Origin of the sequence: Streptococcus rubneri (genome assembly GCF_004785935.1) — a bacterium.
GTDB lineage: Bacteria > Bacillota > Bacilli > Lactobacillales > Streptococcaceae > Streptococcus > Streptococcus rubneri.
Genome location: NZ_SRRP01000002.1, coordinates 281,866 through 307,099 on the forward strand (window position 1 = coordinate 281,866; position 25,234 = coordinate 307,099).

The window sequence follows — 25,234 nt, forward strand, 5'->3', positions numbered from 1 at the left end:
GTAAAATAGATGGGAAACTTTTTACGGAGGAAAAGATGGACTCGATCGAAAAAGAGCTAAGCCTAACCCCAATTCCCGGTAAGAGTGGGAAAGCTTTTATGGGGACATATCCAGATGGAGGAAAAGTATTTGTTAAAATGAATACGACTCCCATACTAGCAGGGCTGGCTAAAGAACAAATTGCTCCACAACTCCTGTGGAGTCGACGCTTACCAGATGGAAATGTGATGAGCGCTCAAGAGTGGTTAAATGGAGATATTTTGACTCCAAATGGGATGGGGAAAAAACAAGTGGTTCATATTTTGACCCGTTTGCATCGTTCACGTCCTTTGATGACACAGTTGAGAAAGTTGGGCTATACAGTTGAATCGCCACTAGATCTCCTAACTTCTCTAAGTAACCAGTTGCCAGTTGCTTTGCGCCAAAACAAATATTTGCAATCAGTCATGAAAAATCTTCGCCATACTGTTCCGGCGTTCCGGGAGGATTATGCAACGATTGTCCATGGTGATGTGCGTCACAGTAATTGGATTGAAACGGAAAGTGGTTTTATCTATCTAGTAGATTGGGATTCTGTTCGCTTAACGGATCGGATGATGGATGTTGCTCATATCTTGAGTCATTACATCCCAGATTCCCAGTGGCAAGATTGGTTGATCTACTATGGTTATAAGTATAATGAGACAGTCTTTCGTAAGTTATACTGGTTTAGCCAATATTCTTTCTTGTGTCAAATTGCAAAATATTATGAGAATAATGATTTAGAGAATGTCAATCGGGAAATTTATGCCTTGCGTAATTTCCGGTCGAAGTATGGGAAGGAAGCATGAGAGTAAGAAACCGTAAAGGTGCAACTGAATTATTAGAAGCAAATCCACAGTATGTTGTTTTAAAACCGGAAGAAGCTAAAGGTAAGTGGAAGGAAATCTTTGGGAATGACCACCCTATCCATATTGAGGTGGGAAGTGGTAAAGGAGCCTTTATTACTGGAATGGCCAAACAAAATCCAGAGATTAACTATATTGGGATTGATATTCAAAAATCAGTATTAAGTTATGCTTTGGACAAAGTTTTAGAAGCCGATGTTCCTAATATTAAGCTGCTTTGGGTAGATGGAGACAGTTTGACCAATTACTTTGAAGACGGTGAGATTGATCAATTGTATCTCAATTTCTCAGATCCTTGGCCAAAGAAACGGCATGAGAAACGCCGCTTGACCTATAAGAGTTTCTTGGATACCTTCAAGCAAATTTTACCTGAGCATGGGGAGATTCACTTCAAGACGGACAATCGAGGACTCTTTGAATACAGTTTGGTTAGTTTTTCTCAGTATGGCATGACCTTGACAGGTGTCTGGTTGGATTTACACGCTAGCGACTATGAAGGAAATGTTATGACAGAGTATGAGCAAAAATTCTCAAGTAAAGGCCAAGTCATCTATCGTGTAGAAGCCCGCTTTTAAAGAATAGTCAAAAATCAAGGTCTCCTGAAAGGGAAGCATTGATTTTTCTGGAAAATTTATAGGATCTGATTCAAGGCAAAATCCTTGCAAGTTGGCTAGACTTGTGTTAGAATGGTAAAAACGAATAGAAAAGGAGAGGCGAAGACATATCTTCGCCTCTTGTCTGTGAGGAGGTGTTGTCCTATCGCAACGATTGTAGAATTAGTAACAGAACTACTTCAACCAGCCATTCAAGATCCTTTTGAATTAGTGGATGTTGAATATGGAAAGATGGGGGGAGATTTTGTCTTAAGTATCTTTGTCGATAAAGTTGGTGGAATTACCTTGAATGACACGGCTGATTTAACAGAAGTCATTAGTCCTCTGTTGGATCAGATCCAACCGGATCCATTCCCAGAACAGTACTTCCTAGAAGTAACGAGTCCGGGTTTGGAGCGTCCCTTAAAAACGAAAGAGGCGGTTGAAAAGGCTATTGGCCAGTATATTCATGTCAGCTTGTATAAGGCGGTTGATAAGCAAAAGGTTATTGAAGGAACCTTGCTCAAGTTTGAGGATAATCAACTGACCATGGAATACATGGACAAGACCCGTAAGAAAACCATTGAAATCCCCTATAGTCTTGTTTCTAAAGCAAGGCTAGCTGTCAAATTATAGCAGAAAAGAAAGGAAGGCTCTTAGTTGCTAAGAGCAAGAATAGAATGAGTAAAGAAATGCTAGATGCTTTTCGCATCTTGGAAGAAGATAAAGGAATTAAAAAAGAAGACATCATTGAAGCTGTCACAGAATCGTTGCGTTCGGCTTACCGGAGACGATATGGTCAAGCAGAGAGTGCGGCTATCGAATTTAATGAAAAGACTGGTGACTTCCGCGTTTATACCGTTCGTGAAGTAGTGGATGAAGTATTTGATAGCCGATTGGAAATTAGCCTGAAAGATGCTCTTGCCATCAGCTCTGCTTATGAATTGGGAGATAAAATCAAATTTGAAGAAGCTCCTGCTGAGTTTGGCCGTGTCGCAGCGCAATCTGCCAAACAAACCATCATGGAAAAAATGCGTAAGCAAACTCGTGCGATTACCTATAACACTTATAAAGAGCATGAAAATGAAATTATGAGTGGGACCGTTGAACGTTTTGATAATCGCTTTATCTATGTGAATTTAGGGTCTATTGAAGCTCAATTGTCTAAACAAGACCAGATTCCAGGAGAAGTTTTCCAATCTCATGATCGCATCGAAGTCTTTGTCTACAAAGTAGAAGACAATCCTCGTGGGGTGAACGTATTCGTAAGTCGTAGCCATCCAGAAATGATCAAACGATTGATGGAGCAAGAAATTCCGGAAGTTTACGATGGCACGGTTGAAATTATGAGCGTAGCGCGTGAAGCAGGTGACCGGACCAAGGTGGCTGTTCGTAGCCATAATCCAAATGTAGATGCGATTGGGACCATCGTTGGTCGAGGTGGATCCAACATCAAAAAGATTACCAGCAAGTTCCATCCAGCACGCTATGATCAAAAATTGGATCGTATGGTTCCAACAGAAGAAAATATTGATGTCATTGAGTGGGTTCCAGATCCAGCAGAATTTATCTACAATGCCATTGCTCCTGCTGAAGTTGATCAAGTTATCTTTGACGAAGAAGATAGCAAGCATGCCCTTGTCGTTGTGCCAGATAGCAAGCTTTCACTGGCTATTGGTCGCCGTGGACAAAACGTCCGCTTGGCAGCTCATTTAACAGGCTATCGCATTGATATCAAGTCTGCAAGTGAATACGAAGAAATGGAAGCCAACCAATCTTTCGATTTTGATGGAGTAGAAAGTGATCTGGATCCAGTAGACGAATAGGGGGAACACATGGTAAAAGCAAGAAAAATCCCTTTACGAAAGTCCGTTGTGTCGAACGAGGTGATTGATAAGCGGGATCTCCTACGAATTGTCAAAAACAAGGAAGGTCAAGTGTTTATCGATCCTACTGGAAAAGCAAATGGACGTGGAGCTTACATCAAACTCGATAATGAAGAAGCTCTTCAAGCTAAGAAGAAAAAAGTGTTTAATCGCAGTTTTAGCATGGAAGTGGAAGAAGCTTTTTATGATGAATTAATTGCTTATGTGGATCATAAGGTAAAAAGAAGAGAGTTGGGTCTTGAATAAGCAAAAGGTCAGTAATTTATTGGGGTTGGCTCAACGAGCGGGAAAGATCATCTCTGGAGAAGAATTGGTTATCAAAGCCATTCAAGAAGGAAAGGCAAAATTAGTCTTTCTAGCAGAAGATGCAGCTCCTAACCTCACAAAAAAAATCACAGATAAATGCCACTACTATGGCATTCCGGTATTAACCGTGTTTTCAACACTAGAATTAAGCACTGCCATTGGTCGCTCACGTAAGGTGGTGGCTGTGACGGATGCTGGATTTTCAAAGAAAATGAGGTCTCTTATGGAATAGAAGAGGAGGACAGCAATTGTCTAAGAAAAGATTGTACGAGATTGCCAAAGAATTGGGCAAAGAAAGTAAAGAAGTCGTTACCCGCGCCAAAGAATTAGGCTTGGATGTTAAGAGTCATGCTTCCAGTATTGAAGGGGAAGCTGTAGAACGTCTGGTCAAGAGTTTTGCACCGAAGACGGCTCAACCAGCTAAGATGGTTGAAGAAAAGCCAGTAGCTTCAGTATCATCGGTTAAAGAAACACCAGTGGTGAAGCAAGAAAAAGTAACTGAAGAACCAAGTGTGCCGGTTGTAAAACCGAAAAGTCGAAATTTCAAGGCAGAGCGAGAAGCACGAGCAAAAGAGCAGGCTGAACGTCGCCAACAACAAGGGAATCGACCTAAAAAACAACATAACGACCGTCGGGATGGTGATCGTTTTCAAAACAGAAATGATCGCAAGAACCAAGGGAATGACCGTAAGAATCATGGCAATGACCGTCGTCGCGATCAAGGAGGAAATGGACAAGGGCGTCCGGCCCCAGCAAATGTAGCACCGAAGATTGATTTCAAGGCTCGTGCAGCAGCCTTGAAGGCAGAGCAGAACGCCGAATATGCGCGTGGAAGTGAGGAACGCTACAAGCAACACCAAGCGGCCAAGGTTGAACAAGAACGTCAGCAACGCCGTAAGAAAGAAGACAGTGTTGAAGTAGAGGTAACTCCACAAACAAAAGTGGAGCATGTTGCACAACCAACAGTTGCAACCTCTACTCCAGCAACAGTTGATACACGTCGGAAGAAACAGGCTAGACCAGACAAGAAGCGTGAAGATTTTGATCGTGAAGAAGATGGTCCAAGAAAACAACAAAAGAATCGAAGTAATCAGAATCAAGTGAGAAATCAAAAGAATAGTAACTGGAATAACAATAAAAAGAATAAAAAAGGAAAAAATAACCGCAATGAGGCTCCAAAACCAGTAACAGAGCGTAAATTCCATGAGTTGCCAAGTGAATTTGAGTACACAGATGGAATGACCGTTGCGGAAATCGCAAAACGGATTAAGCGTGAGCCAGCGGAAATCGTTAAGAAACTCTTCATGATGGGAGTGATGGCGACGCAAAACCAATCCTTGGATGGCGATACCATTGAACTCCTTTTGGTAGATTATGGAATTGAAGCCAAGAAAAAGGTTGAAGTGGACAATGCCGATATTGAGCGATTCTTCGTGGAAGATGGTTATCTGAACGAAGATGAGCTAGTGGAGCGTCCACCAGTTGTAACCATCATGGGGCACGTTGACCATGGTAAAACAACCCTTTTGGATACTCTTCGTAACTCACGGGTTGCAACAGGAGAAGCCGGTGGAATCACCCAGCATATCGGGGCTTACCAAATCGTGGAAAATGGCAAGAAGATTACCTTCTTGGATACACCAGGACACGCGGCCTTTACTTCTATGCGGGCGCGTGGTGCATCTGTTACGGATATTACCATCTTGGTTGTAGCAGCAGATGACGGGGTGATGCCACAGACCATCGAGGCCATTAACCACTCAAAAGCGGCTAACGTTCCAATTATCGTTGCCATTAACAAGATTGATAAACCAGGTGCCAACCCAGAACGTGTTATTGGAGAATTGGCAGAGCATGGAGTCATGTCAACTGCTTGGGGTGGAGATTCTGAGTTTGTAGAAATCTCAGCCAAGTTCAACCAAAACATCGATGAGTTGTTGGAAACTGTCCTTCTTGTAGCTGAAATCCAAGAACTCAAGGCAGACCCAACAGTCCGTGCCATTGGTACCGTTATCGAAGCGCGTTTGGATAAAGGAAAAGGTGCCGTTGCAACCCTTCTTGTTCAACAAGGTACTTTGAATGTGCAAGATCCAATCGTTGTCGGAAATACTTTTGGACGTGTCCGTGCTATGACCAATGACCTCGGACGCCGAGTGAAAGTTGCAGGACCATCTACTCCGGTTTCTATCACTGGTTTGAACGAAGCACCAATGGCAGGTGACCACTTCGCAGTATACGAAGATGAAAAATCTGCGCGTGCGGCTGGTGAAGAACGTGCTAAACGTGCTCTCTTGAAACAACGTCAAGCAACCAACCGTGTCAGCCTTGAAAATCTCTTTGATACTTTGAAGGCTGGAGAAGTGAAATCTGTTAATGTCATTATCAAGGCCGACGTCCAAGGTTCGGTTGAAGCCCTTGCTGCGTCCCTTCAAAAGATTGAAGTGGAAGGTGTGAAGGTTACCATCGTTCACTCAGCAGTTGGTGCCATTAATGAATCAGATGTCACTCTTGCGGAAGCATCTAATGCCTTTATCGTTGGATTTAACGTCCGCCCTACGCCACAAGCTCGTCAACAAGCTGAAGCTGATGAGGTAGAAATCCGTCTTCACTCAATCATTTACAAGGTGATCGAGGAAATGGAAGATGCCATGAAGGGAATGTTGGATCCTGAGTTTGAAGAGAAAATTATCGGGGAAGCAGTTATCCGTGAAACCTTTAAAGTCTCTAAAGTGGGGACTATCGGTGGATTTATGGTCCTCAGTGGTAAGGTCACTCGTGATTCCAAAGTTCGTGTCATTCGTGATGGTGTCGTGATTTATGATGGGGCTCTTGCTAGCTTGAAACATTATAAAGACGATGTCAAAGAAGTAACCAACGGTCGTGAAGGTGGATTGATGATTGAAGGCTACAATGATATCAAGACTGATGATACCATCGAAGCTTACATCATGGAAGAAATTAAAAAATAAACTGTTAACTAGGAAGGAAGAGAGGTATTCTCCCATTTCCTAGTTTTTAAAGACAGACAGAAAGGAGTTCCTATGGCAAGTCATTTTCGGACAGACCGAGTAGGGATGGAAATCAAGCGGGAAGTCAACGAAATTTTGCAAAAGAAAGTTCGTGACCCGCGTGTTCAAGGTGTGACTATTACGGATGTTCAAATGTTAGGCGATTTGTCGATGGCCAAGGTCTACTATTCGATTATGAGTGATCTGGCTTCAGACAATCAAAAGGCTCAGACAGGGCTGGAAAAAGCAACAGGAACCATCAAGCGTGAATTAGGTCGGAATTTAAAACTGTATAAGATTCCGGATTTAACCTTTGTTAAAGATGAATCCATTGAATATGGAAACAAAATTGATCAAATGTTACGAGAGCTTGATAAAAAATAATGAACAAAACGATAGATTCTGTAGAGTCTATCGTTTTTTTATGGTAAAATTCAGAAGAAATTTCAAAAAAACCTTGTGCCGAAGGGGTGGATGTTTTAAAATAGAGTGAGTAAACTTTTATCGAATGATGATGGAGGAAAAGGAATGTCCATTGATTGGCAGAACATTTTATTTAACTTCTTAGGTGGTTTGGGACTGTTTTTATATAGTATTAAAACCATGGGTGATGGCTTGCAACAGGCCGCAGGGGATCGCCTTCGCTACTATATCGACAAGTATACCAGTAATCCATTTCTAGGGGTGCTTGTAGGGATTGTCGTAACTGCCCTTATCCAATCTAGTACAGGGGTAACTGTTATTACGGTTGGATTAGTAAGTGCTGGTCTCTTAACGCTTCGCCAAGCAATTGGGATTATCATGGGGGCCAATATCGGGACGACGGTCACTTCCTTCATCATTGGTTTCAAGTTGGGAACTTATGCCTTACCGATTATGTTTGTCGGTACAGTCTGTCTCTTCTTTACCAAGAATCGGATGGCGAATAACATTGGTCGGATCTTATTTGGGGTTGGGGGAATCTTTTACGCCCTCAACCTCATCAGCGCTGGGATGAGTCCCTTGAAGGAGTTGCCAGAGTTTAGCCAATACATGGTGACTCTTGGAAAAAATCCAATCCTCGGCGTACTCGCAGGAGCAATCATTACTGTCTTAATCCAAGCTTCTTCCGCAACCATTGGGATTTTACAAGGTCTCTATTCAGGTGGATTTTTGGATCTGAAAGGAGCCCTTCCGGTGCTTTTTGGAGACAATATCGGAACGACCCTCACTGTTATTATCGCTGCTATGGGAGCTAATGTTTCAGCTAAGCGAGTTGCAGCGACCCACGTCTTATTTAATGTCATCGGGACTGTTCTTTGTATTATCCTGTTGGGACCATTTACGAGCATGATTGAATTCTTTCAAGCGCAGCTACATCTCTCACCTGAGATGACGATTGCCTTTTCACACGGTGCTTTTAATGTGACCAACACCATCGTTCAATTCCCGTTCATCGGTGCTTTGGCTTACTTTGTGACCAAACTAATCCCTGGTGAGGATGAAGTGGTTAAATACGAGCCACTCTATTTGGATGAAAATCTGATTACCCAAGCTCCTTCGATTGCCTTGGGAAATGCTAAAAAAGAACTTTTGCATTTAGGAACTTATGCTGAAAAAAGTTTCGACTTGGCCTATCGCTACATTTTGAATCAAGAAGAAAAACTAGCTGAAAAAGGCCATAAAACCGAAGAAGCGATTAATACCATCGATGATCAGTTGACCAAATACCTGATCCGCTTGTCTAGCGAAGCACTTAGTCAAAAAGAAAGTGAATCCTTGACCAACATTTTGGATTCCTCTCGTGATTTGGAGCGGATTGGAGATCACGCAGAAGCCTTGATCAACCTGACGGATTACCTCATTCGTAAGAAAGTTGTGTTTTCTGATAATGCCTTGGCTGAATTAGAAGATATCTACCAACAAACGGCTACCTTTGTCAAAGATGCTCTTCGAAGTGTAGAGGAAGATAGCCAAGAGTTGGCAGCAGAGTTGGAACAGCGCCATCAGGCGATTGAAAAACTCGAAAAGAGATTGCGGAAGACTCATATTTCACGTTTGAACAAGGGTGAGTGTACACCTCAAGCGGGTGTTAACTTTATCGACATCATCTCTCACTACACACGTGTGGCGGATCATGCTATGAATTTGGCTGAGAAGGTGCAATTGGAGCAAATCTAAGCATGTAAAGTCCAGTATTCTTACTGGACTTTTTCAGTTCCATTTTTCAACAAAATGTATAAAATATTAATATATTTAAACAAAAGAGGTCTAGACCATTTACAAATCCAAGACAAAGGATTATAATGTGAATGAATATATCAGTTGAAAAAGAAAGGAACTACCATGACAACCTTTATACAAGCAGATCAATTCTTTTATCCTCATGGAATCCGTAAAGGAGGATTTCTAGAAATCATTGATGGCAAATTTGGGAAGCATGTCGACCAAGTGCCAGAAGGAGCTACAATTATTGATTATAGTGGGTATAGTATTGCTCCTGGTTTGGTAGACACTCACATCCATGGATTTGGTGGGGTAGATGTAATGGACAACAACATCGAAGGAACCCTTCACACTATGAGTGAGGGTCTCTTGAGCACAGGAGTGACAAGCTTTTTACCTACAACCTTGACCTCTTCTTACGAGCAGTTGTTAGCAGTAACAGAAAACATCGGAGCACGATATCAAGAAGCATCTGGTGCTAAGATTCGTGGAATTTACTTTGAAGGGCCTTACTTTACAGAGAAGTACAAGGGAGCTCAAAATCCAGCCTACATGAAAGATCCTCGGATGGACGAATTTCGTGCATGGCAAAAAGCAGCTAACGGCTTACTCAATAAAATTGCCCTTGCTCCTGAGCGAGATGGTGTAGAAGACTTTGTCCGTACAGTGACAGGAGAAGGCGTGACGGTTGCGCTTGGGCACTCCAATGCAACATTTGACGAAGCCAAAAAAGCAGTGGATGCAGGGGCTAGTGTCTGGGTACATGCCTATAACGGAATGCGCGGTTTGACGCACCGTGAGTTGGGAATGGTTGGGGCTATGTACCAACTTCCTCATACTTATGCAGAGTTAATTTGTGATGGCCATCACGTTGATCCAAAAGCTTGCGATATCCTCCTCAAACAAAAAGGGGTGGAAAATATTGCCTTGATTACGGACTGTATGACAGCTGGTGGATTGGAAGATGGCGACTACATGTTGGGTGAATTCCCTGTTATCGTAGAAAATGGAACGGCCCGTTTGAAATCAACAGGAAACTTAGCAGGTTCGATCTTGAAGCTTAAGGATGGCTTGAAGAATGTTGTTGAGTGGGGCATTGCTAATCCACATGAGGCAGTCATGATGGCTAGTTTAAATCCTGCTAAATCGGTCCATATTGATGATGTTTGTGGACAGATTCGTGAGGGTTACGATGCAGACTTTATTGTACTCGATAAAGACTTAGAATTAGTAGCCACCTTCTTGGATGGTCAAAAACGGTATGAAGTCTAAATAGCTCTTCTCGTGAGTGGGACTAGGATGTTTCCAATGATCTTTCTGATAGGCAGGAAAATCTAATCCGTTAATGAAGCTCGGACAAGAGTCTGAGCTTTTTTCTTGTCCCTTCTATGTTTAGGCATTGTTGAATGAATCGCTGACATGGTATAATGGTTGTAACGGAATGATGAGGTGTTATATGAAAAAAATTGATGTTCGTTTTTTATTAATGGGGATTTTTTTCCTTTTGTATGGGTTTGTCCGTCGTAGCCCTTTTATTATTGTGGCGGGGGGAGCCTTTCTGATTTATAGTTTCTTTAGCAAGTCCATGGTTGAGCCAAAGAAAAATTTCTTTAAACCAGAGTTGCGGTTGAAGTCTAAAAAAGTAAAGGAAACAAGGTCTGACAAGAAAGGAAGAAAAAAGTAAGATGAACTATTATCAACTGAATGATGGGAAACAGATTCCGGTACTTGGCTTTGGTACTTGGAAAGCAAAAAATGGAGAAGAAGCCTACCAAGCTGTAAAAACAGCCTTGGAGATTGGTTATCGGCATATTGATACGGCTGCTATCTATCAAAATGAGGAAAGTGTCGGAAAAGCCATTCGAGAGAGCGGTGTTCCAAGAGAAGATATTTTTGTAACGACCAAGTTATGGAATACCTGTCATACCTATGAAGAAGCCTTCGGTGCTCTAGAAGAATCTTTGAAAAAACTGGATTTAGATTATGTAGATTTGTATCTGATTCATTGGCCTAATCCAATCACTCATCGGGAGCACGAAGCCTGGAAAGAGCGCAATCGGGAAGTTTGGAAAGCGATGGAGGATTTACAAACTCAAGGGAAAATTCGCTCCATTGGAGTGAGTAACTTCTTACCCCATCATATGGACGCTTTACTTGAGACAGCTCGAGTCCTTCCAGCTGTCAATCAAATCCGCTTGGCTCCTGGAGTTTTTCAGGAAGAAGTGGTCGACTACTGTCGTCAGAAGGGAATCCTCTTAGAGGCTTGGGGGCCATTTGGTCAGGGAGAACTGTTTACCCATGAAATTGTCTTGGCTTTGGCTGAAAAATATGGAGTCAGTCCTGCCCAGATTCTTTTGGCTTGGAGTTTAGCAGAAGGTTTCCTTCCCTTACCAAAATCTGTCACCCCTAAACGAATTGCGGATAATCTAGCTTGTTTTGATATTCAATTATCTCAAGAAGATAGCGACCTCCTTCGTCACCTCCCAGTTGAAGCGGGAGCACCTGACCCAGATGCTAAGGATTTTTAAGGGATCCTAATAAAAAATAATCATAGATAAAGAGTAGCGCAAGAATGATCTGGCTACTTTTTTTCTATTTATTTAAAGGACAATGATTGAAAATACAGATGATTAGTTTTACACACTAGATAGTTTGATCGATAAAACGAAACTAAATAAGATCTACATAAAGATAATGTTCGGGAATATTACATTTTGGTAACAAATTTATGTTGAGTGAATTTTCTGAAAAATTAGGAGTATAATATATATAATTTATCATTTAGGGGGAATTTTATGAGCAAACAGAGATTTTCATTGAGAAAATATAAGTTTGGTGTGGCATCGGTCCTTTTAGGATCTGTACTTGTTTTTGGAGCAGGCCAAGTAAGTGCGGAGGAAACTCAAGACTCCCAAGTCAGTCTTGTAGCTACGACTGAGCCGACTCCAACGGCTACTAATCAAGAAAGTAGTACTATACCACCTGCTGAACCTGACTCATCTTCTGTAGTTTCTGCAAGTTCTGGAGCGACTGCTAATAAAGGGCAAGAAAGTCCAATCCGTCAAAATCTGCAGGAGACAGCGGAAGTTGCAGAAGTCGAGGCGAAAGCGGAAGTAAAAGCCACAGAAGTTGAGGCTAAGCAAGAAGCTAAACCCTCAGTGGCTGAAGAAAAGGCAGGAAGGGAGTCAGTTCTTACCACAAAAGAAGTTGAAACACCAAGTAGTATCAGCAGTAATGCGATTATTAATGTTCCACAAACCTGGAATAAAGGCTATAAAGGGGAAGGGACAGTGGTTGCTGTCATTGACTCTGGTTTAGATGTTAACCACGAGGTACTTCGTATTTCTGATCCTTCCAAAGGGAAGTATAAAAACCAAGATGAATTAGAAGCAGCTAAAAAAGCAGCAGGAATTGATTACGGAAAATGGTATAACGATAAGGTCGTCTTTGCCTATGATTACATGGATGGCGATGACAATATCAAAGAAAAAGACCATGAATCTCACGGCATGCACGTAACAGGCATTGCAGCTGGAAATCCTGATAAAAAAGCGGGGGATGGCAACTATGTATACGGAGTAGCCCCAGAAGCGCAAGTCATGTTCATGCGTGTTTTCTCAGATCGTAGTAGCTCTACCAGTGATGCTATATATGTAAAGGCTATCGATGATGCAGTCGCTCTCGGTGCAGATGCCATAAACATGAGTCTGGGTTCTTCTACAGGATCTATGGTCAACGCTGGATCAGCTATTCGTGAAGCTATTCAGCGAGCACGCGCTAAAGGGGTCAGCGTCCTGATTTCTTCAGGGAATAGCAATACCTTTGGTTATGGCTACAACAAGCCAATAGCTGAAAATCCTGATTACGGTGTCGTTGGGAATCCTTCAACGGTAGAAGAATCGATTTCTGTAGCATCTGTGAATGATTCAGTTGTGACAGAAGAAGTCTTTACGGTACGTGGTTTAGAAGACAATGCAGATTTAGATAAAGGAAGATTCACGTTTGCGACAGCAGAAACAGATGTCGAATTTGAAAAAGGAAAGGAATATGAGTATGTAGATGCTGGCTTAGCGCGCGAGAAGGATCTAGACGGTGTAGACCTAACTGGGAAGGTAGCTCTGATTAAGCGTGGGGAGATCACTTTCTCCGATAAGGTCGCTAATGTTTATAAAAAAGGTGCACTTGGAGCCGTTATTTACAATAGTGTTGAAGGGGCCAATGTTAAAATGGGCTTGGAAGGAGATGCGAAAAAAATCCCAGCCATCTTTATCTCCAAACGATATGGAGAAGCTATTAAAGGAAAAGACTATAAATTAGTCTTTGATGGAAGCTTAGATAATCGTCCAAATCCAGATGCAGACCAGATGTCTGATTTCTCTAGCTGGGGAGTGACAACAGATGGTCAATTAAAACCAGACGTAACAGCACCTGGAGGCTCAATCTTCTCCTCCTTGAATGATGATAGCTATGGTAGCATGAGTGGGACTAGTATGGCTTCCCCACATGTAGCTGGAGTCGCTGCCTTGGTTAAAGAATACCTCCAGATCCACCATCCAGAATTGTCGCCGGAAGAGCTGTCTGCAACGGTCAAGGCCTTGATTATGTCAACGGCAAAACCGCACTACAATAAGGAAACAGACGCTTATACTTCTCCTCGTCAACAAGGAGCAGGAATTGTCGATACAGCTGCAGCTGTTTCAACAGATCTCTATGTCACCAATGAAGATGCTTATCCAAGTGTGTCTCTCGGTGATGTTGAAGATACGTTTAGTTTTGATGTGACCGTCCATAACATCTCGGATACGGATCGGGAACTAAAGATGATCGTCAATACCAACACAGATGGAGTGAAGGATGGTCGCTTTACCCTCACGCCACGTAAATTGACAGAAACTGTTTGGCCAAATGTGACCGTTAGAGCTCATAGTAGTGAGACCGTAACAGTCACCGTCAACACTTCTAAATTTGCAGAAGAATTGAGCAAGCTAATGCCGAATGGCTACTTCTTAGAAGGTTTTGTTCGCTTTGTGGATCCTACAGATGATGGAGACGTCGTTAGCCTTCCATTCATGGGCTTCCGTGGTTCCTTCCAAAATATCCCTGCGGTTGAAAAACCAATCTACAACTTGGTAAGAGAAGGAAAATCAGGGTTCTACTATGATGTTCCAGAAACCAAAGATGTGGCATCTAATGCTAACGTGACAACCTTGGTCTCTAACGCAAATGACGTGCTCTATACGACTGCTAAGAAAGAGACTGCAGAACGGAGTCCAATCGTTCTAGGGACAGTAGAAACTCCGGAAGGCCTGAATGTCCTTCATTTGGATGCGGACGGGAATGTTCGTCTTGCTATTTCTCCAGACGGAGATGGAAACAAAGATTACGTTCAGTACCGTGCCGTTGTCTTACGAAATGTTAAGAATATGAAGGCAGCTGTCTATCAGGCAGAGGATGCAGAATTTGCACAGCCGATTTGGACAAGTACAGGAGCTTTCTCGGCTCGTAAGAACTATTTTGATGGACGTGGGAAAAGATCTTATCTAGTCGATAATACTGCTTGGGAAGGGACAGATGCCAAGGGTGATAAAGTGGCAGATGGACAATACGTCTATGAAGTCCGCTATACGCCAGCAGTTCCAGGTGCAGAAGAGCAAATTGTACGCTTTAATCTTCAAATTGATACCCAAAAACCTCTTTTGACATCCGGTTATACAAGGACAAAAGATGGGGTGGAAACCTTCTTTGCTCGTAAGCCAAAAGATATTGGAGAAGGGGGAATCCTCCGCGAACAAGTCTTTTATGTTCAGGCCTTTGACGAAGAAGGAACGATGGTTCAAAAGGCTCTGGATGCTCAAGGGAAGACTCGAAGTTTTGAAAATCGTGTTTATTTGAAGGCCAACGAGGATGGAAGCTATACTCTTCCAGAAGGGGTGAGCAAGGAGCAACTTTTCTATCTAGTAGAGGATTATGCTGGTAACCGCGACTATATCTCTCTTGCTGATTTCGTTGGCACTGAGGATAGTGGGCGTGTGAAGGTCACCATTGTAGATGCAGATTCACGTAAAGAATTGGACACAGCTTACGTTTATCGCATCAAGGATGAGCAAGGTCGATACGTTAATTTAGATAAAGGAAAAGAGATCAATTTCCTCAAATTTGGCAACTATACCGCGGAAATTTTTGCCTACGATAAGACAGATCTAAGACTTCTCAGTGAACGAACTCAAACATTCACCATTAATGCAGAGGACAGCTTCAAGACGATCGAGTTTCTTGCGAAAGAAATCGTCTCAGCACCTCTGAGTCTCGTCTTTAACCAAGGGATTCCAAAAAATACACCTGTTGTTTTGAAAAATGAAGCAGGTGAAACCTTCATCCTTCCAGTTCAACGCTATGGCAAGAATGCATTTGGGAAAGACATCCCGGTGGGAACCTATACGATTGTTGTCAGTCTGCCAACTGGTTATGAATTGGTAGAAGAAGCGCCTACTGTAACGGTTCTAGAAAACCAAAACAATTTGGTAAAATTGTCTCTGGTCATCAAGACTCAACTACTGCAAGTGCTAGCACAACAAGCCAACCTGACGAGCACAGCTCAGTACTTCAATGCAGCAAGTGACAAACGTCAGGCCTATGATGTAGCGTATAAAAAGGCTCAAGAAGCTCTTTCTGCTAAATTATCTCAAGTAGAAATCGACCAAGTTTTATCAGAACTTGGAGCAGCGACTAGTCGATTAGATGGAAAAGATTCCGACTATGCAGCACTTAAATCAGCTATTGAAGCCTATGATGTGACGACTAAAACTGGACGTTATACCAATGCTAAGGATGTCTTGAAACGTGCTTATGATCAAACATTTAAAGAACTTGCTCTCTTGCTCGTTCGCGAAGGTGTGACCCAGGAGCAAATTGATCAGGCTCTTGCTAACTTCCAAGGGGCAGAGCAAAGATTAAATGGCAAGGCTACAGATTTTTCTAGTCTCCAAAAATTGATCAATGCTGAAATCCAGTTCCAAGCAAAGAACGCTCGGTTCATCTATGCGACAGATAAGGAGAAAGTAAGCTACCTCCAAGCCTTTATCCGAGCGCAAGCTGTTCTTGCTAATCCTGCTGCTAGTCAACAGGAAGTCAAGGCGGCCTTAGCAGAAGTCAAAGCTGCCAAGAAAAAATTAAATGGGAAAAAACCAAAGGTTGCAAAACGCCCATAAGGTTCACCTTTCTTTGAAAGGAGTTGCGACAAGTCTGAAACAATTGTTTCGGACTTGTTTTTTGTTTACACTAGAATAAAAATTTGCTATAATACTAGTCAAGAAAGAAAGGCTTATGGCATCTTTTAAGCGAGCTTGGAATAGTGAGAGCCAAGTAGGATAAGATAGGCAAGTGGCGCTTTCTCTCAGTAAATAGCTGAGTACAGTAGAATAAAATGAAGTAATAAATTAGGGTGGAACCGCGTTTTTGACGCCCCTAGGTCATTTGACTTAGGAGCAAAGACACGGTTCTTTTTGTATCCTGAGTCGAGCACAATCATATAGAAAAAGGGGTAATCATGTCCCAAAAATTAACCTTTCACTGCGTGAGTGGCAACCTCCTTACAGTCGGACTGCCTCACGCTCAGCACTAGGGTACCTGAGCTAGGCGCAGTACTAACTCGTCTTGCCTCGTAGTTCGCAAGGCAGACTTGTGTCGCAAGAATTTATAGAAAAAGGAGTAAATTATGTCTAAAAAATTGACTTTCCACTGTGTCAGTGGCAGAGACCTCCTTACAGTCGGACTGCCCCACGCTCAGCACTAAGGTGCCTGAGCTAGACGCAGTACTAACTCGTCTTGCCTCGTATAATCGACGAGGCAGACTCGTGTCGCAAGAAATCATTTTTAATTAAGGAGTATTCAATGTCTAAGAAATTAACATTTCAAGAAATAATTTTGACTTTGCAACAATACTGGAATGACCAGGGTTGTATGCTCATGCAGGCTTATGATAATGAAAAAGGTGCGGGTACTATGAGTCCTTACACCTTCCTTCGTGCCATTGGTCCGGAACCATGGAATGCGGCTTATGTAGAGCCATCTCGTCGTCCAGCAGACGGTCGTTACGGGGAAAACCCAAACCGTCTTTACCAACACCACCAGTTCCAAGTGGTCATGAAACCTTCTCCATCAAACATTCAAGAGCTTTACTTGGAGTCATTGGAAAAATTGGGTATCAATCCTTTGGAGCACGATATCCGCTTCGTTGAAGATAACTGGGAAAACCCATCAACTGGTTCAGCTGGTCTTGGTTGGGAAGTTTGGCTGGACGGTATGGAAATCACTCAGTTCACTTACTTCCAACAAGTTGGTGGTTTGGCAACTGGTCCTGTTACTGCTGAGGTCACTTATGGTTTGGAACGTCTGGCTTCTTACATCCAAGAAGTGGACTCCGTTTACGATATCGAGTGGGCTCCTGGAGTTAAATACGGAGAAATTTTCCTTCAACCAGAATACGAACACTCAAAATACAGCTTTGAAGTTTCTGATCAAGATATGCTTCTTGAAAACTTCGAAAAATTTGAAAAAGAAGCAGGACGTGCCTTGGAATTGGGTCTGGTTCACCCAGCTTATGACTATGTTTTGAAATGTTCACATACCTTCAACTTGCTTGATGCTCGTGGAGCGGTATCCGTTACAGAACGTGCCGGCTACATTGCCCGTATTCGTAACTTGGCTCGCGTTGTAGCTAAGACCTTCGTTGCAGAACGTAAGAAACTCGGTTACCCACTTCTTGACGAAGCCACACGCGCAAAACTCCTAGCAGAAGAGGAAGAATAAAGAGTGTATTAGATAGGATTGGTTGATAGAGCAATCCTACAGGACCAGTTGCCACAGTGATAGAGGTATCGTTAGAGAAACTAACGATACCAGGCAAAATTAGAGACCTTAGGCTCCAATTTTAGCAATGAAACGACCTAGTCGGTTGCTTGCGTGCCAATCACATAAGGCAAACTGGAAAAAAGATATTTTTCGGAGAAAAAACATGACAAAAAACTTATTAGTAGAACTAGGACTTGAAGAGTTGCCAGCCTACGTTGTCACACCAAGTGAAAAACAACTGGGTGAGAAAATGGCAGCCTTCTTGGATGACAACCGTCTTTCATACGAAAGCATTCAAACCTTCTCAACTCCCCGTCGTTTGGCCGTCCGTGTACTTGGCTTGGCTGATCAACAAACAGATTTGACTGAAGATTTTAAAGGACCTTCTAAAAAAATCGCCTTGGACGCAGATGGAAACTTCTCAAAAGCAGCCCAAGGATTTGTTCGTGGGAAGGGCTTGACCGTTGACGATATCGAATTCCGTGAAGTCAAAGGGGAAGAGTACGTTTACGTGACGAAACACGAAGCTGGAAAACCTGCCAAAGAAGTTTTGGCTGGCATCCCAGAAGTGCTTGCTTCATTGACTTTCCCTGTCAGCATGCACTGGGCTAACAACAGCTTTGAATACATTCGCCCTGTTCACACCTTAATCGTCCTTTTGGGAGATGAAGCGCTTAAACTAGACTTCTTGGATATTCAATCAGGTCGTGTGAGCCGTGGCCACCGTTTCCTCGGTCACGAAGTGGAAATCACCAATGCAGACTCTTATGAAGAAGACCTTCGTACGGTTTACGTGATTGCCGACAGCAAAGAGCGTGAAAACATGATTCGTGAGCAAATCAAGGCTATCGAAGCAGAACAAGGTGTTCAAGTCCAAATCGAAGAAGGACTTCTAAACGAAGTCTTGAACTTGGTGGAATACCCAACTGCCTTTATGGGAAGTTTTGACACCAAATATTTGGATGTTCCAGAAGAAGTATTGGTGACCTCAATGGAAACGCACCAACGTTACTTTGTCGTACGTGACCTTGATGGTCAGCTGAAACCAAACTTCATTTCTGTCCGGAATGGGAACGCTGAGCACTTGGAAAATGTCGTTCGAGGAAATGAGAAGGTCTTGGTGGCACGTCTCGAAGATGGTGAATTCTTCTGGCGTGAAGACCAAAAACTTAAGATTGAAGACCTCGTGGCTAAATTGGCACACGTGACCTTCCATGAAAAGATTGGTTCACTCTCTGAACACATGGCCCGTGCTGGTGTCATTGCCGCGTCATTGGCTGAGCAAGCTGGTTTGACTGCCGAAGAAACGGCAGCCGTAGCGCGTGCAGCTGAAATCTACAAATTTGACCTCTTGACGGGTATGGTCGGAGAGTTCGATGAATTGCAAGGAATCATGGGTGAAAAATACGCTCTCCTTGCTGGTGAGGATGCTGCGGTTGCGACAGCTATCCGTGAGCATTACCTTCCTGATGCAGCAGACGGAGCTCTTCCTGAAACCAAGGTTGGTGCAGTGCTAGCTCTTGCAGATAAATTGGATACCCTTCTTTCCTTCTTCTCTGTCGGTTTGATTCCGTCTGGTTCCAATGACCCTTATGCGCTTCGCCGTGCAACGCAAGGGATTGTTCGTATCTTGGATGCCTTTGGTTGGTACATCCCGATGGATGAGTTAATCGACAGCCTTTACGGACTTTCATTTGATAGCCTTTCTTATGACAATCAAGCAGAAGTGCTCAACTTCATCAAGGCGCGTGTGGACAAGATGATGGGATGTACACCAAAAGATATCAAAGAAGCTGTTCTTGCCGGTTCAAACTTTGTCGTAGCAGATATGCTGGAAGCAGCTGAAGCTCTTTCAGAAGCTGCTAAGACGGATGGTTACAAGGCAGCTGTTGAGTCACTCTCACGTGCCTTCAACTTGGCAGAAAAAGCAGATGCTTCAGTAGCAGTCGATGCTAGTCTCTTTGAAAATGATCAAGAAAAGGCACTTGCTAAGGCGATTGAAGAATTAGAATTGACTGGTTCAGCTAGTGATAAATTGGCACAGCTCTTTGCTCTTAGTCCAGTCATCGATGCCTTCTTTGACAATACCATGGTGATGGCTGAAGATGAGGCTGTTAAGAATAACCGTTTGGCCCTGCTTGCAGGTCTTGTGTCTAAAGCTAATGCTGTTGCAGCCTTTAATCAATTGAATACAAAATAAGTACCTGATGGCAGGTAGAAAGTAGGTCTGATTATGACACCTGAAAAAATTGCTCGGATCAATGAGCTTGCTAAAAAGAAAAAAACAGAAGGTTTGACTCCAGAAGAAGCAGTGGAACAAGCAAAACTTCGTGAAGAATATATTGAGGGTTACCGTCGCTCAGTTCGTCACCACATCGAAGGAATTAAAGTGGTTGACGAAGAAGGTAACGATGTGACGCCTGAAAAACTTCGTCAAGTCCAACGAGAAAAAGGCTTGCATGGCCGTAGCCTTGATGATCCCAATTCATAAATAGACAATAGAAAACTCGATCAGATGTTGAACTGATCGAGTTTTCTTGTTCTATATGGGCTACTCTGAATCCTTATCTTTATTTTTGTAGTTTTTCCATTGATTTTTAAATATCCAAATGGAGACGGCAAGAACGAAGGTTGCTGTCCAAAAAATCCAAGGAACAGGGGTGCGTAGGAAAAAGTAGACAGCAATTAGGTCGGCCAATAGCAGACCAAGGAGTAGGTATTTCTTATCTTTCATGGAATTATTGTATCATAATTTGCTTCTCTAGGTCTATTGGTTGATAGGATGAGCTTTTAAAGAATAGGAACTTTTTATCCGAAAATGATGAGTGGATAGAGGAGAGAATCTCAAGTGCATCTTGGTCAGATTTGTGGTAAAATAGATAGGATATGAGTAAAGAATTTCATCATGTAACGGTCTTGCTCCATGAAACGATTGATATGCTGGATGTAAAGCCAGATGGAATCTATGTGGATGCCACTTTAGGTGGAGCTGGCCATAGCGAATATTTATTAAGTCAATTAAGTGAAAAAGGACATTTATATGCCTTTGACCAGGATCAGCATGCGATTGATAATGCGGAGAAACGATTAGCTCCTTATGTTGAAAAAGGCATGGTAACTTTCATCAAAGACAATTTCCGGAATCTTCAAGCGCGTCTCCAAGAATTGGGAGTCAGTGAAATTGATGGTATTTGTTATGACTTGGGAGTCTCTAGTCCTCAGTTAGATGAGCGGTCTCGTGGTTTTTCTTATAAAAAAGACGCTCCCCTTGACATGCGGATGAATCAAGAAGCTTCTTTAACGGCTTATGACGTAGTCAATAACTATGATTACCACGATTTAGTCCGAATCTTTTTCAAGTATGGGGAAGATAAATTCTCCAAACAAATTGCCAGGAAGATTGAACAAGCGCGTGCGGTGAAGCCAATTGAAACGACAACGGAATTGGCTGAAATCATCAAATCTGCTAAGCCAGCGAAAGAATTGAAGAAAAAAGGCCATCCAGCCAAACAGATTTTTCAGGCTATTCGGATCGAAGTCAATGATGAATTGGGAGCGGCTGATGAATCAATCCAGCAGGCTATGGATTTATTGGCCGTTGGTGGTTGTATTTCAGTCATTACCTTTCATTCATTGGAAGATCGTTTGACCAAGCAACTATTTAAAGAGGCTTCTACAGTGGAAGTCCCTAAAGGCTTGCCCTTTATCCCAGATGACTTAAAACCAAAGATGGAATTAGTCTCTCGAAAACCGATTCTTCCAAGTCAGGAAGAGTTAGAAAGTAATAATCGAGCGCACTCTGCGAAACTGAGGGTTGCTCGAAAAATTCATAAGTAAGAGGAAACAACGAATGGCAGATCAACCATCACAATCCCGTAGTAATCAACTCCAAGAACGAATTCGTCGCTTTTCAAGAGTGGAAAAAGCATTTTATGGTTCTATTATCCTAACAGCGATTGTTCTGGCGGTTAGTATTATTTTTATGCAAACGCGGATTTTACAAGTTCAAAGTGAATTAACCAACCTCAATACAGAATTAAAGACCAAAGAAACTGAGCTAGAGGATGTTCAACAGGAAGTCAATGAATTGACTCGCTACGAACGCTTGTCTAAGCTAGCTAGCTCACAAGGGATGTCCCTTCAAAAAGAAAATCGAAAAGTGGTGAGCACAAGTAGCGATGAATAAAATGAAACAAAAGATCATTCGTTATTCTCTGAAAAAGAGAAGACTTCCTGATCAAAATCGCCGACAAGTCGCCAAGAATTTGAGTTTGCTTTCCATTGTCATCTTCTTGGTTTTCCTAATTAATTTTGCCATCATTATAGGAACGGATAGTAAATTTGGAAAGAATCTATCAGAGCTATCCCACCAGGTCCACCAAAAAACAGAAATCGTTCCAGCTAAGCGTGGAACGATTTATGACCGGAATGGAGCAGTCATCGCCGAAGATGCGACGACCTATAATGTATATGCTGTCATTGATAAAACATACAAATCAGCCAAGGGTGAAATTCTTTATGTGAAAGAGAGTCAATACAACAAAGTAGCAGATATCTTTAACCGTTATTTGGGGATGGAAAAGGACTATGTCGTCCAGCAACTGTCTCAAAAGAAACTGAATCAAGTTTCCTTTGGTGCGGCAGGAAATGATATTACCTATAGCAATATGGATGCTATCCGTAGCGAGCTAGAAGATGCCAAGATTAAAGGGGTTGATTTTACGACAAGTCCAAACCGGAGTTATAAAAATGGCACCTTCGCTTCTCAATTCATTGGCCAGGCTCAATTGATAGAGGACAAGGACGGAAATAAAACCCTACAAGGGACGACGGGAATTGAAAAATCCTTGGATCGCATCTTGGGTGGTCAAGATGGAGTGGTGACCTATGAAAAGGATCGTAACGGAAATATTGTGCCGGGATCCGATAAGGTTGCGGTGAAGACCGAAGACGGAAAGGATGTATACACAACCCTATCTGCTGAGCTTCAAACCTATCTCGAAACGAGAATGGATGTTTTCCAAGAAAAGGTAAGGGGCAAATTTGTTAGTGCTACCTTAGTTAGTGCGAAAACAGGCGAAATTCTGGCTACGACGCAACGTCCAACCTATAATGCAGATACCAAAGATGGTTTGGATTTTAAAAACCTGAGAACTTGGAATACGATCCTTTACCAGGATCAATTCGAACCAGGATCGACCATGAAGGTGATGACCCTAGCTTCTGCGATTGATAATGGAACCTTCCCGGCATACAATGAAGTTTATTATAACAACGAATTACATGTCAAAGATGCGACCATCAAAGACTGGGAAATCAACATGGGCTTGACGGATGGACGCTATATGAACATTGCTCAGGGCTTTGCCTATTCTAGTAATATTGGGATGACCAAGCTAGAGCAGAAGATGGGAAATAACGTCTGGATGAATTACCTCCACCGCTTCAAATTTGGTCTCCCTACCCGTTTTGGCATGGGCGATGAGAGTTTTGGAAGCCTTCCGGGTGATAACTATGTTACTCAAGCTATGTCTGCCTTTGGACAAGGGATATCTGTCACCCAAACGCAGATGTTGCGAGCATTCTCTGCCATTGCCAATGATGGCGTGATGTTAGAACCTAAGTTTATCAGTGGAATTTATGATGCTAAAAATGATGCAGCTCGTAAATCCAAAAAAGAAGTTGTCGGAAATCCAGTGTCGGCATCAGCTGCCCAACAGACCCGTAATTATATGATTACGGTAGGGACAGATCCCCAATTTGGTACTCTCTACTCTTCGGAAGGTCCGATTATTCAAGTAGCTGGCCAAAATGTTGCTGTTAAATCGGGGACAGCCCAAATTGCGACGGCTAACGGGTATTTGGAAGGAGAAAATAACAATATCAACTCCATTGTAGTCATGACGCCTGCCGAGGATCCAGATTTTATCATGTATGTGACGGTTCAACAACCTGAGATCAGCTTTAGTCCGACCAGTTGGCAAGAACTTGTGAATCCCATTCTAGAAGATGCAGTTGCCTTGAAGGATGAGCTGAATTTAGTATCTGAAACCAAGGCTTTGGACGGTGTTTCCAAAGAGGAACTCTATAAAATGCCGTCAGCAGAATCTCTATCTAAAGAATTGAAGTTGAAACAAACTATCAGCCCAGGTGGCTTTGCAGATGAATTGCGTCGTAATTTGATCCAGCCTGTCATCCTAGGTACTGGAAAAAATATTAAAAAGATGTCTGTGTCAGTAGGTACCAAATTAAAAGAAAATCAACAAGTCCTCTTGCTGACGGATGACCTTGATACAGTGCCTGATATGTATGGATGGACCAAGAAAAATGTTGATATCTTTGCTGGATGGACGGATATGGAAGTCACCTATAAGGGCAAAGGCTCTCATGTCATGAAGCAAAGTGTCAAAATGGATACCTCTCTCAAGAAGACAAAGAAAATAACAATTACATTAGGAGACTGATATGTTACTTGCTACCTTAGTAGTATCATTTATTCTAACGGTTATTGGTATTCCTGCCTTTATCCGTTTCTATCAACGAGCCCATATTTCGGGTCAACAAATGCACGAAGATGTGAAGCAACACCAAGCTAAAGCAGGAACTCCTACCATGGGGGGAGTGGTCTTCTTGATCACTTCGGTTTTTGTCACTCTTGTCTTTAGCTTTTTAACAGGGAACTTTACGCGCCCTGTTCAATTGATCCTCTTTATTTTAGTCTTGTATGGAATCGTCGGTTTCTTGGATGACTTCTTAAAAGTTTTTCGTAAGATCAATGAAGGCTTGAATCCCAAGCAAAAATTAGCCCTGCAATTGGTGGGTGGAATCATTTTCTATCTCTTTTCTGAACGCCATGGAGGAGGTAGTCTTCTCAATGTCTTTGGTTGGGATCTTTATTTGGGGCATTTCTACATTGTCTTTGCCTTGTTTTGGTTGGTTGGTTTTTCAAATGCTGTCAACTTGACAGATGGAATTGATGGTTTGGCGAGTATTTCAGTGACCATCAGTTTGATTGCCTATTCTATCATCGCTGTCTGGCAAAGACGAACTGATATCCTCTTTGTGACCATCAGTATGATTGGTGCCCTCCTAGGCTTCTTCGTCTACAACCATAAGCCGGCCAAGATTTTCATGGGAGATGTTGGAAGCCTGGCCCTAGGTGGGATGCTTGCGACTCTATCCATGGCTCTCCATGCAGAGTGGACCTTGCTCTTGATTGGGATTGTCTACGTCTTTGAGACTAGCTCGGTCATGCTCCAAGTGTCCTATTTCAAATGGACCAAGAAACGGACAGGAGAAGGGCGCCGGATCTTCCGCATGACGCCTTTCCATCACCATTTAGAATTGGGTGGTTTGTCTGGAAATGGAGAAAAATGGTCTGAGTGGAAGGTCGATGCCTTTCTTTGGAGTCTCGGTGCTGGGATGAGTGCCTTGACCCTCTTGATCTACTTTTTGATCAATTCATAAATCATTGAAAATAATAGGTTGGGATGCTATCT

General features: G+C 42.6%; 19 protein-coding genes and 2 pseudogenes. All 21 read left to right on the plus strand.

Annotation, left to right across the window (positions count from 1 at the left end):
- The first annotated feature begins 35 nt into the window (after positions 1-35).
- The gene (gene ccrZ / locus E5S68_RS09570) at positions 36-830 is read left to right on the plus strand and encodes a cell cycle regulator CcrZ (RefSeq protein ID WP_135783351.1); all 795 of its coding nucleotides are present in this window, start codon (positions 36-38) and stop codon (positions 828-830) included.
- Positions 827-1,462 (plus strand): tRNA (guanosine(46)-N7)-methyltransferase TrmB, encoded by a 636-nt coding sequence (trmB, locus tag E5S68_RS09575; RefSeq protein ID WP_135783352.1) that lies wholly within the window; start codon positions 827-829, stop codon positions 1,460-1,462. Before ccrZ ends, trmB begins: the two co-directional genes overlap by 4 nt.
- Positions 1,463-1,627: 165 nt before the next feature.
- Complete coding sequence (rimP, locus tag E5S68_RS09580; RefSeq protein WP_200773509.1) at positions 1,628-2,116, plus strand: ribosome maturation factor RimP; 489 nt, start codon at positions 1,628-1,630, stop codon at positions 2,114-2,116.
- A gap of 44 nt (positions 2,117-2,160) precedes the next feature.
- Complete coding sequence (nusA, locus tag E5S68_RS09585; RefSeq protein ID WP_135783353.1) at positions 2,161-3,306, plus strand: transcription termination factor NusA; 1,146 nt, start codon at positions 2,161-2,163, stop codon at positions 3,304-3,306.
- 9 nt (positions 3,307-3,315) lie between these two features.
- Positions 3,316-3,612: an RNase P modulator RnpM gene (gene rnpM, locus E5S68_RS09590; protein ID WP_135783354.1), complete on the plus strand. Its 297-nt coding sequence runs from the start codon at positions 3,316-3,318 to the stop codon at positions 3,610-3,612.
- Positions 3,605-3,904: a YlxQ-related RNA-binding protein gene (locus E5S68_RS09595; RefSeq protein WP_135783355.1), complete on the plus strand. Its 300-nt coding sequence runs from the start codon at positions 3,605-3,607 to the stop codon at positions 3,902-3,904. The genes rnpM and E5S68_RS09595 overlap by 8 nt, the downstream gene beginning before the upstream one ends.
- Before the next feature lie 16 nt (positions 3,905-3,920).
- Positions 3,921-4,575: pseudogene (locus E5S68_RS10920) on the plus strand (translation initiation factor IF-2 N-terminal domain-containing protein); the annotation flags it as partial.
- 77 nt (positions 4,576-4,652) lie between these two features.
- A pseudogene (gene infB / locus E5S68_RS09600) lies at positions 4,653-6,641 on the plus strand (translation initiation factor IF-2); the annotation flags it as partial.
- Between the two features lie 72 nt (positions 6,642-6,713).
- On the plus strand, positions 6,714-7,064 hold the full coding sequence (gene rbfA / locus E5S68_RS09605) for a 30S ribosome-binding factor RbfA (RefSeq protein WP_123160924.1): 351 nt from the start codon (positions 6,714-6,716) through the stop codon (positions 7,062-7,064).
- Between the two features lie 144 nt (positions 7,065-7,208).
- Positions 7,209-8,840 (plus strand): Na/Pi cotransporter family protein, encoded by a 1,632-nt coding sequence (locus tag E5S68_RS09610; protein WP_135783357.1) that lies wholly within the window; start codon positions 7,209-7,211, stop codon positions 8,838-8,840.
- A 165-nt stretch (positions 8,841-9,005) separates the two neighbouring features.
- Entirely contained in the window at positions 9,006-10,157 is a 1,152-nt protein-coding gene (gene nagA, locus E5S68_RS09615) for an N-acetylglucosamine-6-phosphate deacetylase (protein WP_135783358.1), read from the plus strand.
- A gap of 184 nt (positions 10,158-10,341) precedes the next feature.
- Positions 10,342-10,569, plus strand: a complete 228-nt coding sequence (locus E5S68_RS09620) for a hypothetical protein (RefSeq protein WP_135783359.1) — start codon at positions 10,342-10,344, stop codon at positions 10,567-10,569.
- A 1-nt stretch (position 10,570) separates the two neighbouring features.
- The gene (locus E5S68_RS09625) at positions 10,571-11,413 is read left to right on the plus strand and encodes an aldo/keto reductase (RefSeq protein WP_135783360.1); all 843 of its coding nucleotides are present in this window, start codon (positions 10,571-10,573) and stop codon (positions 11,411-11,413) included.
- 267 nt (positions 11,414-11,680) lie between these two features.
- Positions 11,681-16,093 (plus strand): S8 family serine peptidase, encoded by a 4,413-nt coding sequence (locus E5S68_RS09630; RefSeq protein WP_135783361.1) that lies wholly within the window; start codon positions 11,681-11,683, stop codon positions 16,091-16,093.
- Between the two features lie 682 nt (positions 16,094-16,775).
- Entirely contained in the window at positions 16,776-17,693 is a 918-nt protein-coding gene (glyQ, locus tag E5S68_RS09635; RefSeq protein ID WP_000038760.1) for a glycine--tRNA ligase subunit alpha, read from the plus strand.
- A gap of 205 nt (positions 17,694-17,898) precedes the next feature.
- Positions 17,899-19,935 (plus strand): glycine--tRNA ligase subunit beta, encoded by a 2,037-nt coding sequence (glyS, locus tag E5S68_RS09640; protein WP_135783362.1) that lies wholly within the window; start codon positions 17,899-17,901, stop codon positions 19,933-19,935.
- 33 nt (positions 19,936-19,968) lie between these two features.
- Positions 19,969-20,226 carry a DUF896 family protein gene (locus E5S68_RS09645; RefSeq protein WP_061564777.1) on the plus strand — a complete coding sequence of 86 codons (258 nt, stop codon included), beginning with the start codon at positions 19,969-19,971 and terminating at the stop codon, positions 20,224-20,226.
- A gap of 395 nt (positions 20,227-20,621) precedes the next feature.
- On the plus strand, positions 20,622-21,572 hold the full coding sequence (gene rsmH, locus E5S68_RS09655) for a 16S rRNA (cytosine(1402)-N(4))-methyltransferase RsmH (RefSeq protein ID WP_135783364.1): 951 nt from the start codon (positions 20,622-20,624) through the stop codon (positions 21,570-21,572).
- 13 nt (positions 21,573-21,585) lie between these two features.
- Positions 21,586-21,921 (plus strand): cell division protein FtsL, encoded by a 336-nt coding sequence (gene ftsL / locus E5S68_RS09660; RefSeq protein ID WP_135783365.1) that lies wholly within the window; start codon positions 21,586-21,588, stop codon positions 21,919-21,921.
- Entirely contained in the window at positions 21,914-24,199 is a 2,286-nt protein-coding gene (gene pbp2x, locus E5S68_RS09665) for a penicillin-binding protein PBP2X (protein WP_135783366.1), read from the plus strand. The genes ftsL and pbp2x overlap by 8 nt, the downstream gene beginning before the upstream one ends.
- Before the next feature lies 1 nt (position 24,200).
- Entirely contained in the window at positions 24,201-25,202 is a 1,002-nt protein-coding gene (mraY, locus tag E5S68_RS09670; protein WP_135783367.1) for a phospho-N-acetylmuramoyl-pentapeptide-transferase, read from the plus strand.
- The last annotated feature ends 32 nt before the right edge of the window (positions 25,203-25,234 follow it).

Coding starts and splice junctions, on each gene's coding strand:
- E5S68_RS09645 (WP_061564777.1), top strand. CDS start 19,969: ATGACACCTGAAAAAATTGCTCGGATCAATGAGCTTGCTAAAAAGAAA.
- ccrZ (WP_135783351.1), top strand. CDS start 36: ATGGACTCGATCGAAAAAGAGCTAAGCCTAACCCCAATTCCCGGTAAG.
- glyS (WP_135783362.1), top strand. CDS start 17,899: ATGACAAAAAACTTATTAGTAGAACTAGGACTTGAAGAGTTGCCAGCC.
- nusA (WP_135783353.1), top strand. CDS start 2,161: ATGAGTAAAGAAATGCTAGATGCTTTTCGCATCTTGGAAGAAGATAAA.
- ftsL (WP_135783365.1), top strand. CDS start 21,586: ATGGCAGATCAACCATCACAATCCCGTAGTAATCAACTCCAAGAACGA.
- E5S68_RS09610 (WP_135783357.1), top strand. CDS start 7,209: ATGTCCATTGATTGGCAGAACATTTTATTTAACTTCTTAGGTGGTTTG.
- E5S68_RS09630 (WP_135783361.1), top strand. CDS start 11,681: ATGAGCAAACAGAGATTTTCATTGAGAAAATATAAGTTTGGTGTGGCA.
- E5S68_RS09625 (WP_135783360.1), top strand. CDS start 10,571: ATGAACTATTATCAACTGAATGATGGGAAACAGATTCCGGTACTTGGC.
- mraY (WP_135783367.1), top strand. CDS start 24,201: ATGTTACTTGCTACCTTAGTAGTATCATTTATTCTAACGGTTATTGGT.
- rbfA (WP_123160924.1), top strand. CDS start 6,714: ATGGCAAGTCATTTTCGGACAGACCGAGTAGGGATGGAAATCAAGCGG.
- rsmH (WP_135783364.1), top strand. CDS start 20,622: ATGAGTAAAGAATTTCATCATGTAACGGTCTTGCTCCATGAAACGATT.
- pbp2x (WP_135783366.1), top strand. CDS start 21,914: ATGAATAAAATGAAACAAAAGATCATTCGTTATTCTCTGAAAAAGAGA.
- E5S68_RS09620 (WP_135783359.1), top strand. CDS start 10,342: ATGAAAAAAATTGATGTTCGTTTTTTATTAATGGGGATTTTTTTCCTT.
- glyQ (WP_000038760.1), top strand. CDS start 16,776: ATGTCTAAGAAATTAACATTTCAAGAAATAATTTTGACTTTGCAACAA.
- rnpM (WP_135783354.1), top strand. CDS start 3,316: ATGGTAAAAGCAAGAAAAATCCCTTTACGAAAGTCCGTTGTGTCGAAC.
- nagA (WP_135783358.1), top strand. CDS start 9,006: ATGACAACCTTTATACAAGCAGATCAATTCTTTTATCCTCATGGAATC.
- trmB (WP_135783352.1), top strand. CDS start 827: ATGAGAGTAAGAAACCGTAAAGGTGCAACTGAATTATTAGAAGCAAAT.